At 60.4% G+C, this 9,400-nt stretch carries 8 protein-coding genes; 5 read left to right on the top strand and 3 right to left on the bottom strand.

Annotation, left to right across the window (positions count from 1 at the left end):
- Positions 1 to 194: 194 nt before the first annotated feature.
- Positions 195 to 983, top strand: a complete 789-nt coding sequence (locus AAAB16_RS14230; RefSeq protein ID WP_340663900.1) for a transporter substrate-binding domain-containing protein — start codon at positions 195 to 197, stop codon at positions 981 to 983.
- A gap of 2 nt (positions 984 to 985) precedes the next feature.
- The gene (locus AAAB16_RS14225; protein ID WP_340663899.1) at positions 986 to 2,581 is read left to right on the top strand and encodes a CHASE domain-containing protein; all 1,596 of its coding nucleotides are present in this window, start codon (positions 986 to 988) and stop codon (positions 2,579 to 2,581) included.
- Positions 2,582 to 2,643: 62 nt separating this feature from the next.
- Here the strand turns inward: AAAB16_RS14225 and AAAB16_RS14220 are convergent, their stop codons facing one another.
- Positions 2,644 to 3,447, bottom strand: coding sequence for a transglutaminase family protein (locus tag AAAB16_RS14220; RefSeq protein WP_340663898.1), 804 nt, complete (start codon positions 3,445 to 3,447; stop codon positions 2,644 to 2,646).
- A 166-nt stretch (positions 3,448 to 3,613) separates the two neighbouring features.
- Between AAAB16_RS14220 and AAAB16_RS14215 the strand changes: the two genes are divergently transcribed.
- Complete coding sequence (locus AAAB16_RS14215) at positions 3,614 to 4,639, top strand: Glu/Leu/Phe/Val dehydrogenase dimerization domain-containing protein (RefSeq protein WP_340663897.1); 1,026 nt, start codon at positions 3,614 to 3,616, stop codon at positions 4,637 to 4,639.
- Positions 4,640 to 5,013: 374 nt separating this feature from the next.
- Here the strand turns inward: AAAB16_RS14215 and AAAB16_RS14210 are convergent, their stop codons facing one another.
- Both AAAB16_RS14210 and upp read right to left on the bottom strand, forming a co-directional pair.
- Positions 5,014 to 6,288 carry a uracil-xanthine permease family protein gene (locus AAAB16_RS14210; RefSeq protein ID WP_340663896.1) on the bottom strand — a complete coding sequence of 425 codons (1,275 nt, stop codon included), beginning with the start codon at positions 6,286 to 6,288 and terminating at the stop codon, positions 5,014 to 5,016.
- 3 nt (positions 6,289 to 6,291) lie between these two features.
- On the bottom strand, positions 6,292 to 6,930 hold the full coding sequence (gene upp, locus AAAB16_RS14205; protein ID WP_340663895.1) for a uracil phosphoribosyltransferase: 639 nt from the start codon (positions 6,928 to 6,930) through the stop codon (positions 6,292 to 6,294).
- A 263-nt stretch (positions 6,931 to 7,193) separates the two neighbouring features.
- On the opposite strand from upp, the gene AAAB16_RS14200 reads away from it, so the two are divergent.
- Together AAAB16_RS14200 and AAAB16_RS14195 are read left to right on the top strand one after the other, a co-directional pair.
- Positions 7,194 to 7,751, top strand: coding sequence for a hypoxanthine-guanine phosphoribosyltransferase (locus tag AAAB16_RS14200; RefSeq protein ID WP_110616689.1), 558 nt, complete (start codon positions 7,194 to 7,196; stop codon positions 7,749 to 7,751).
- 243 nt (positions 7,752 to 7,994) lie between these two features.
- A complete protein-coding gene (locus tag AAAB16_RS14195) occupies positions 7,995 to 9,359 on the top strand; it encodes an MFS transporter (RefSeq protein WP_340663894.1) in 1,365 nt (454 codons plus the stop codon).
- The last annotated feature ends 41 nt before the right edge of the window (positions 9,360 to 9,400 follow it).

Here is a 9,400-nt window from a genome sequence, read left to right as displayed (position 1 = left end):
CAATAACGGTGTTCGCCAAGCCAACCACGCCCCGTCAGGGGCGTTGTTGTATCTGCCGCCAAGTTCGTAGATGAAAGTAGTGGCGAGAAGCCATGCAAGTTCTGCGCGCTGACCTACTCTTTGGTTTGGGCAGGCGTATAAGTAGGAAAAGTCTTACGCGTGATGTCGTCTGTATTCGGGGTATTGGGTGCTCTATGCGGCTGTCTCTTTCCTGTTTGCTGGGTGCACTCATTCTTGGGGCATCGACCCTGGTGCTGGCCGCGCCAGCGGTTACCTGCACCCGCACATTAAGCCTGGCCCTGCATGATCATGGCCTGCTGTATTCCGCCGACACCGATGCCGGTATCGACAAGGACTTTGCCGAAGAGCTGATCAAACGCAGCGGCTGCAAGGTCAGCGTTTCGCTGCTGCCGCGCGCACGGATTTGGCAGTTGATTGAGCAGGGCGCGCTGGATTTCAGCCTGTCCGGCATTACCGACGAGTCGCGCAACCGTTATGCCAGCTTTGCCTGGTACTTTTCTGATCAGTATTACCTGCTGGTGCGTGAGGACACGCAGGTCAAGTCGCTGGCCGATTTTGCCGCCAACCCGGCCTTGCAACTCGGGGTAATCCGCAGTTTTCGCTACAGCCCGCGGGCCAATGAGTTGGTTGATGAGCTCACCACCCAGCGCCGGGTGCGCAATGCCAGCCGCCTGGAGCCACTTTACGAAGTGCTGATGAGCAACCAGATCCAGGGCATGATCATCGAGCCCTTTGATTACCCCCAGGTGCAGAGCGAGGCCATTCGCCAACACACGCGGGTGGTGGAAACCGGCGATGCGCCTACGCCCCATGGCTTGATCATGTCCAACAAGTCTCTGTCGATTGAGGAACGCGCGCAGTGGCGCGCGCTGGTGGATGAGATGCGCGCCGATGGCACGGTGGAGCGTATTTTCGCCAAGTACCTGCCGGCTGACCTGGCCCACACACTGGTTGATTTCTGATCATGTCGCCCCTCGGCCTGCGCTATAAGTTGCTCGCGCCGTTGATACTGCTGGTGTCTCTCGGCGTGACGTACTGGCTCTGGCACCACGAGCAGCGCAATGCCCTGATTGATCGTCTGGAAACCGCCGACTACAACCTGCGCGAAGCCACCGGCAGCATTGACCAGCGTATTGCCACCTACGAGCAAGTGCTGCGCGGCGTGCAAGGATTGTTCGCCGCCTCCGATCAGGTGCGCCGCGAGGAATTCAAAACCTACCTCGATTCGCTGCAATTAGGCGCCGACTATGCCGGCCTGGAAGGCATCGGCTTTGTGCAATGGACGGCGCGTGCCGATTTGCCCGCGTTGATTGCCGACCAGCGCCAAAGTGGTATTGCCGACTACCAAGTGCGCCCTGAGGGTGAGCGCGATTTTTATGCACCGGTGGTGCAGATGGAACTGCTCTCGGGTAATAGCCACCTGGTGCTGGGCATCGACCCCTACGCCGATGCCGAACGGCGTGTGGCCATGGAGCGTGCGCGCGACTCGGGCGACGCCAAGATCACCGGCAAAGTGGAGTTGGTGATTCCCGGTGAAACCGATGCGCAAAGCAAAGCCGGCTTTCTGATGTTTTTGCCGGTCTACGCTAAAGGCCGACCCCACGAGACCCAGGCAGAACGTCAGGCGGCACTGATTGGTTGGGTGGTGGCGCCGCTGCGCATTAATAAACTGATGGCCAGCCTTTATGGCACACGTTCCAGCGCCATGCCGATCAGGATTTATGAAGGGGTTAAACAGGCTAAGCCATCCTTACTCTACGACTCCAGCCAAGGCACGGCACGCAGCGCCAGCGGGCGCAGCGATGCGGTGGAATACCTGGAAGTGGCCGGACGAACGTGGACGCTGGAAATTCTCGGCGACCAATCGCGTGAGCGGCCGATCAGCAAAGACAACTCCGGGCTGATCGCCGGCGCAGGTCTTGCCCTGAGTCTGCTGCTTACTGTTCTCACCTGGGTGCTGACCACCGGCCATTCACGGGCCCATGCCTTGGCGCGGGAAATGACCCGTGAACTGCGCGACAGCGAAACCCGCCTGCGCCACCAAGCTGAACACGATGCCCTGACCGGCTTGCCCAACCGCGCCCTGTTTAGCGATCACTTGAGCCATGCCCTGGCTCAGGCGCGGCGCAATCGCTCGCGTCTGGCGTTGATGTTTATCGACCTCGACCGCTTTAAACCGATCAACGACACCCTCGGCCACCATGTGGGCGATGCGCTGTTGCAGGTGGTGGCTGAGCGTTTGCAGAGTTGCGTGCGTGAGTCCGACATTGTTGGACGCATGGGCGGCGACGAATTTGTCGTGCTGCTGCCGGTGATCGATGGTGATGAGGATGCATTGGTAGTCGCCGAGAAAATTCGCGATGCGTTGAATCAACCCTTTGACCTGGGCTGTGGCCAGCCCCTGAGTTTGTCCTCAAGTACCGGTATTGCCCTGTTTCCCGAGCATGGCCAAGACGAAGTGCAACTGACCAAAAACGCCGATGCGGCGATGTATTTGGCCAAGGACAACGGCCGCAATCAGGTGCAGTTGTATCGGGCAGTGATGAATGTGCTGAGCTAGGGGCAAGGGGCGCACCGGAAAAATCACCACCTACCCGTAGGGTGTGCTGCGCGCACCTGGCGTTAGTGCAGTTCCGGCGTGGCCCGTAACTGCCGTAACCGCTCACTCAATAGCAAGCGCTGCGCGGTGTCGTCACACAGCAACAACGCACGTTCAACGTCGTAGCGCTCGCCTTGCGGGCATTCCAGGTTGCGGTAGATATCTGCCCGGGCCAAGTGATCCACCAAACTCGGTTGCCCCAGCAGCAACACCCGTTCGGCATCCTTTAGCGCCGCCAGCGGTTCCTGCGCGTGGGTGTGCAAACTGCGCAGGTTGCGCGACAGGCGCTGCAGCATCTGCCGAGGGCTACAGCTTTGCAGGTGGTTGGCGTGCAGTTCGGCCTTGGGCCCGAGGGTGCGCAGCAGTAGTTCGCGGCAGTCACGGGTGTAGAGACGACGGCCGCTGCACGGGTCCAGCAGGTGGTCGGCGCCCGGTACGCGCAGGAGGAAATGACCGGGGAAGTTCACCCCTTGTAATGGGATCGCCAAGCGCTGCGCCAGCTCCAAGGCGATCAGCGCCAGCGACAACGGTTGGCCTCGGCGGCGCAACAAAACCTGATCAAGCAAGGCGCTGCGCGGGAGCAGAGGCGTGCTGTCGTCTTCGTGGAAGTCCAGTTCACCCAAGCGCCGCAGCAGCGGTTGGGCCAGTTCGTTGGCGGGAAGATTGGGCAGCCCGCTGCTGACCTGCTGCGTCAGCCCGCTCAAATCGCGCAGTACCTGTTGCGGCACCAGACGTTCGTCATGTTCGGCGGCAACCCATAGCGCGGCTTCAAACAGCGCGGGCGGCTCACGATCGATAGCGGCAAGGCAGGCTTGGCGTGGGGTCATCGGTTTCTCCGGGTCGCCCTAGGTTTGTAGCGGTTCGCTGGGGCTTCGTCCAGCGTTGCGTTATGCCCGCGATCATCAACAAGAGCGGCGCTTATGCTTGCCTGGTCGGTTAGGTCGATAACGGCCAACTACACTGCTGGGAATCACAAAAACAAGGAGTCATCACATGTTCGCTTTAATGGAAGCGGCGCGTGTCGAGGCCCTGCATTGTTTCAACGATTCTGCCACCGGGCTGCGGGCCTTTATTGTTATCCATAACAGCCGTTTGGGTCCGGCCCTGGGCGGCTGTCGTTACCTCAGTTACCCCGACGAAAAAGCCGCCATCGACGACGCCGTGCGCTTGGCCCAGGGCATGAGCTACAAAGCCGCGCTGGCCGGCTTGGCCCAGGGCGGTGGTAAGGCGGTGATCTTGCGCCCGCCGGGTGTGGATAACCGCGCCGCCTTGTTTGAAGCCTTCGGCCGGGCGATTGATAGCCTTGGCGGCCGCTACGTGACCGCCATCGACAGCGGCACCTTAAGTGCTGATATGGATTGCGTGGCCCAATACACCGGCCACGTCACCAGTACCACCAGCGCCGGTGACCCTTCACCCCACACCGCCATGGGCGTATTTGCCGGCATCCGCGCTACCGCCCAGGCGCGCCTTGGCAGTGATGATCTGGAAGGCTTGCGAGTGGCGATTCAGGGCTTGGGGAATGTTGGCTTTGCGCTCGCCGAGCAACTGCATGCAGCCGGCGCCGAGCTGTTTGTCAGTGACCTCGACCCCGGCCGGGTGCAATTGGCCGTGGAGCAACTCAACGCGCGGCCGGTGGCCAACGAAGCGCTGCTCTGCACGCCGTGCGACATCCTCGCGCCCTGCGGCCTGGGCGGTGTACTGAATGCCCAGAGCGTAGCCAAGCTGCGCTGCTCGGCGGTGGCTGGCGCGGCGAATAACCAGTTGCTTAGCCCTGGCGCAGCGGATGACCTGGAAGCGCGCGGCATTCTGTATGCGCCGGACTACGTGATCAACTCCGGTGGCTTGATCTACGTGGCGCTTAAACACCGCGGCGAGGAGTTGCCGGCGATTACCGCACATCTGACCCAGATCGACCGGCGCCTGACCGAAATCTATGGCCACGCCCAGGCGGATAAACGTTCGCCGGCAAGGGTGGCGGATGCGTTGGCGGAAAGGATTTTGTATGGCAACCGGTAGCGCAAACGCCCGTAGCCTTTGCGCCTATGCCTGTGCGGACGCCGCGGCCCTCGTGTCTAACACCGTCATTCCCACGGAAGCGGGAACCCAGATTCGTGTGGGTATAGGCGTTCGCCGTAATAATCTGGGTCCCCGCCTTCGCGGGGACGACGGACTGGTTGCGGTTTAACGCCGTCAATCCCGCGTAGGCGGGAATCCAGAATGGTGCGGGTGTAGGCGTTCGCCGTGAAAAGTCTGGGTCCCCGCCTGCGCGGGGACGACGGGGTAGTTGCGGTTAACGCCGTCATTCCCGCGTAGGCGGGAATCCAGAATGCTGCGGATGTAGGCGTTCGCCGTAAACGTCTGGTTCCCCGCTTGCGTGGCGACGACGAGGGTTAGATATCAATCTCGCCATCACGCTTGTGCTTCCAGCTGTCGTTACCCGGCAGCAGCAAGTTCAGCGCGATAGCGACGATGGCGCACAGGGCGATACCTTTCAGGCCAACGTCATCAGGACCCGTGCCGGTACCCACCAGCACGCCGCCAATACCAAACACCAAGGTCACAGACACGATCACCAGGTTGCGCGCCTCGCTGAGGTCGACCTTGTGACGGATCAGGGTGTTCATGCCCACCGCCGCAATCGAGCCAAACAGCAGGCAGAGAATGCCGCCCATGACCGGCACCGGGATGCTTTGTAGCAGCGCGCCGAATTTGCCGATAAAGGCCAGGACGATGGCAAATATCGCCGCCCAGGTCATGATTTTCGGGTTGTAGTTTTTCGTCAGCATGACCGCGCCCGTCACTTCGGCGTAGGTGGTATTGGGCGGCCCACCAAACAGGCCAGCCACCGAGGTGGCGATGCCATCGCCCAGCAGGGTGCGATGCAGGCCTGGCTTTTTCAGGTAGTCGCGGCCGGTCACGCTGCCCACCGCAATCACGCCGCCGATATGTTCAATCGCCGGGGCCAAGGCCACCGGCACGATAAACAGAATGGCTTGCCAATTAAATTCTGGCGCGGTGAATTTCGGCAGTTCCAGCCACGGCGCCGCGGCGATTTTAGCGGTGTCGACTACGCCGAAATAGAACGCAGCGGCAAAGCCCACCAGCACGCCGGAGATGATCGGCACCAGGCGGAAAATGCCTTTGCCGAATACGGCCACGATCAGCGTGGTCAACAGCGCCGGCATGGAAATCAGCATGGCGGTTTTGTACGGGATCAGCTCGGTGCCGTCGCCCGCTTTACCCATAGCCATATTGGCGGCGATAGGCGCCATGGCTAGGCCGATGGAAATCACCACCGGGCCGATCACCACGGGGGGCAGCAAGCGGTCGATAAAACCAGTGCCTTTGATCTTCACGGCGAGGCCGAGGAAGGTATAAACAAAGCCGGCCGCAACAATGCCGCCCATGGTCGCGGCCAGGCCGAATTGACCTTTGGCGAGAATGATCGGGGTGATAAAGGCAAAGCTGGAAGCAAGGAATACCGGCACCTGCCGGCCTGTCACTAGCTGGAACAGAATGGTGCCCAGGCCCGCGGTGAATAACGCCACGTTAGGATCCAGCCCGGTAATCAGCGGCATCAGCACCAGGGCGCCAAAGGCCACGAACAGCATCTGTGCACCCGAGAGCACGGTGCGCCAGAGTGGATCGTTAAATTCGTCCTGCATGGGTTACGCGTCCTTTTGCTTGGTGCCGAAGATCTTGTCGCCGGCATCACCCAGGCCCGGAATGATGTAGCCGTGTTCGTTAAGTTTTTCATCGATCGAGGCGGTGAAAATCATCACCTCGGGGTGGGCGTCCTGTACGGCTTTGATGCCTTCCGGTGCAGCAACCAAGACCATGGCGCGAATGTCTTTGCAGCCGGCTTTTTTCAGCAGGTCGATGGTGGCGACCATGGAGCCGCCGGTGGCCAGCATCGGGTCGATGATCAGCGCCAGGCGCTCGTCAATTTCCGGCACCAGCTTTTCCAGGTAGGTGTGGGCTTGCAGGGTTTCTTCGTTACGGGCCACGCCCACGGCGCTGACCTTGGCGCCCGGAATCAGGCTGAGCACGCCTTCAAGCATGCCAATACCGGCACGTAGAATCGGCACGATGGTGATCTTCTTCCCGGCGATTTTTTCCACGTTGACGCTGCCACACCAGCCTTCAATCGCGTAAGTTTCCAGGGGCAGATCCTGGGTCGCTTCGTAGGTGAGCAGCGCGCCCACCTCCTGCGCCAGTTCACGGAAGTTTTTTGTGCTGATATCGGCGCGACGCATCAGACCGAGCTTGTGGCGGATCAGTGGGTGGCGGATTTCGCGGATAGGCATGTGGGGCTCCGAAACAGGGCGGCAAAAAATTGTGACAAGAGTAAAGCATTCGATATGCCAAGTGGCGGGGTGACCGGGTGGTCTGCAACATTTCCTGTGCTTGCGGACAGGAAATGTCGCCAACAGATACGCCGCGCACTATCGCCGACACGTGACCGATGGGGCTTGCCCCAAGGCAGGGGGATGCGTACCTTTGCCGACTTTTATTTTGACGCCTCGATCAGGTTTTGATCGGCGCACCTAAACCCCGTGAGGAATAGCCCATGTCCGTCGATCTAGCCCACATCCGCCAAGTGATGGCCGAAGCCGATTGCCTGTACAGCAACGCCGAGGTCGAAGTGGCCATCGACACCATGGCCGCTGCCATCAACAGCGAAATGGGCGAGAGCAACCCAGTGGTGTTTTGCGTGATGAATGGCGGGCTGATCTTCTCCGGCAAATTGCTGCCCAAACTCGACTTCCCCCTGGAACTCTCCTACTTGCACGCCACCCGCTACCGCAACGAAACCAGCGGCGGCGAGTTGTTCTGGAAAGCCAAGCCGGAAATCTCCTTTATTGACCGCGACGTGTTGATCATCGACGACATCCTTGACGAGGGGCACACCCTTGGCGCGATCATCGACTTCTGCCGCCATGCTGGCGCTAAAAACGTGCGCATCGCCGTACTGGTCGACAAAACCCACGACCGCAAAGCCCGTCCAGACCTTAAGGCTGACTACGTCGGCATGCCCTGCGTGGACCGTTACGTGTTTGGTTACGGCATGGACTACAAAGGCTACTGGCGCAACGCGCCGGGCATCTACGCGGTTAAAGGGCTGTAACGCGCTTCGCTGTACACCGACAGCGTTCGAAAGAGTGATTGGCGACTCGCCTGACGAGCTCGTCAATCCACCCAAAGAGCGAATTTTGCGGGGAAAAACTCCCCCAACCGTCCAGGTCATTCGCCAACTCTCCCACTCTCCATTCGCTTGGCTGATAACGGCCAAATTCACCGCGTGATAGGGCTACTCTGCGAGCACTTTCAACGGCCGCGCGTTGCATTGGCAGCGCCGAAGGAGACCATGGTGCATAACAACAATAATGCCGGTTATCCCTCCAGCCTCCGCGCTTGGGGCACTGTCACCATCTTGATGGTGGCGTACATTCTTTCATTTATTGACCGGCAGATTCTCAACCTGTTGGTCGGGCCAATCCGCCGCGATCTGGAAATCAGCGACACGCAAATGAGCCTGTTGATGGGCCTTTCGTTTGCGCTGTTCTACACGGTGTGCGGTATTCCGTTGGGGCGCCTGGCGGACACCAAAAGCCGTCGCGGCTTGATCGCTATCGGCGTGCTGTTCTGGAGCGCAATGACCGCGGCTTGCGGCATGGCCAGGTTGTATTGGCAATTTCTGCTGTGCCGCATTGGCGTGGGTGTGGGCGAGGCGGCGTTGTCGCCAGCGGCCTACTCGCTGATTGCCGACAGCTTCCCTAGCGATCGCCGCGCCACAGCGATCAGCGTGTATTCCATGGGCGTGTACCTGGGCTCGGGGCTGGCGTTTTTGCTTGGCGGTTTGGTGATTAAATTCGCTTCGGCGCAAGGCGATGTGGTGCTGCCAGTGCTGGGTGAAGTACGGCCATGGCAACTGATCTTTCTGCTGCTGGGCGCCGCCGGTGTGCTGTTTACCTTGCTGATGCTGGCTGTGCGTGAGCCGACTCGCCGTGGTGTGGGGGCCGGTGTGGCGGTGCCGTTGCGTGAAGTGGGCCGTTATATCCGCGCCAACCGCAGCACCGTGTTGTGCCACAACTTCGGCTTTGCTGGTCTGGCGTTTGCTGGCTACGGCAGCGCGGCGTGGATTCCAACGTTCTATATCCGCACCTATGGCTGGGACGCCGGCCATGTCGGCGTGGTGTACGGCAGCATCGTGGCTGTGTTTGGTTGCCTAGGGATTGTGTTTGGCGGGCGCTTGGCTGACTGGATGAACAAGCGCGGGCGCACCGACGGCAATATGCGCGTCGGCCTGATTGCGGCCTTGGGCGCTTTGCCTTGCGTGCTGGCCTTTCCCCTGGCCAGCACCGGCAATATGGCCTCGGTGTTGATGGCGCCTGCGGTGTTCTTTCTGAGCATGCCGTTTGGTGTAGCGCCAGCGGCGATTCAAGACATCATGCCCAACTCAATGCGTGGGCAGGCCTCGGCTATTTACCTGTTTGTTATCACCCTGATTGGTTTGGGCATCGGCCCGACTGCCGTCGCCTTGGTCACCGACTATGGGTTTGGCGATGACAACGCCTTGAAGTATTCGCTGCTGATCGTCACCACCGTGGCCGTACTGTTCTCGGTGGTGCTGCTGGCCAAGGGTTTGAAGCCTTATCGGGCCAGTGTGGAGCGGCTAAAAGGCTGGAGCGCGGAGTCTGCGTTTGAAGTGGTGGGCGTGCCGGCCAAAGCTTGAAGTAAGTTGGGTCGATCCGCGTTCGTTGCGCTCACCGAACG

Source organism: Pseudomonas sp. (assembly GCF_037994325.1).
Classification (GTDB): Bacteria; Pseudomonadota; Gammaproteobacteria; order Pseudomonadales; family Pseudomonadaceae; genus Aquipseudomonas.
Note: the sequence above shows the minus strand (reverse complement) of the source record. Positions and strands in the feature narration are given on the sequence as shown.

What these genes read in the sequence shown, in the direction of transcription:
- AAAB16_RS14230 (WP_340663900.1), top strand. Translation starts at nt 195, where the DNA reads ATGCGGCTGTCTCTTTCCTGTTTGCTGGGTGCACTCATTCTTGGGGCA.
- AAAB16_RS14225 (WP_340663899.1), top strand. Translation starts at nt 986, where the DNA reads ATGTCGCCCCTCGGCCTGCGCTATAAGTTGCTCGCGCCGTTGATACTG.
- AAAB16_RS14220 (WP_340663898.1), bottom strand. Translation starts at nt 3,447, where the DNA reads ATGACCCCACGCCAAGCCTGCCTTGCCGCTATCGATCGTGAGCCGCCC.
- AAAB16_RS14215 (WP_340663897.1), top strand. Translation starts at nt 3,614, where the DNA reads ATGTTCGCTTTAATGGAAGCGGCGCGTGTCGAGGCCCTGCATTGTTTC.
- AAAB16_RS14210 (WP_340663896.1), bottom strand. Translation starts at nt 6,288, where the DNA reads ATGCAGGACGAATTTAACGATCCACTCTGGCGCACCGTGCTCTCGGGT.
- upp (WP_340663895.1), bottom strand. Translation starts at nt 6,930, where the DNA reads ATGCCTATCCGCGAAATCCGCCACCCACTGATCCGCCACAAGCTCGGT.
- AAAB16_RS14200 (WP_110616689.1), top strand. Translation starts at nt 7,194, where the DNA reads ATGTCCGTCGATCTAGCCCACATCCGCCAAGTGATGGCCGAAGCCGAT.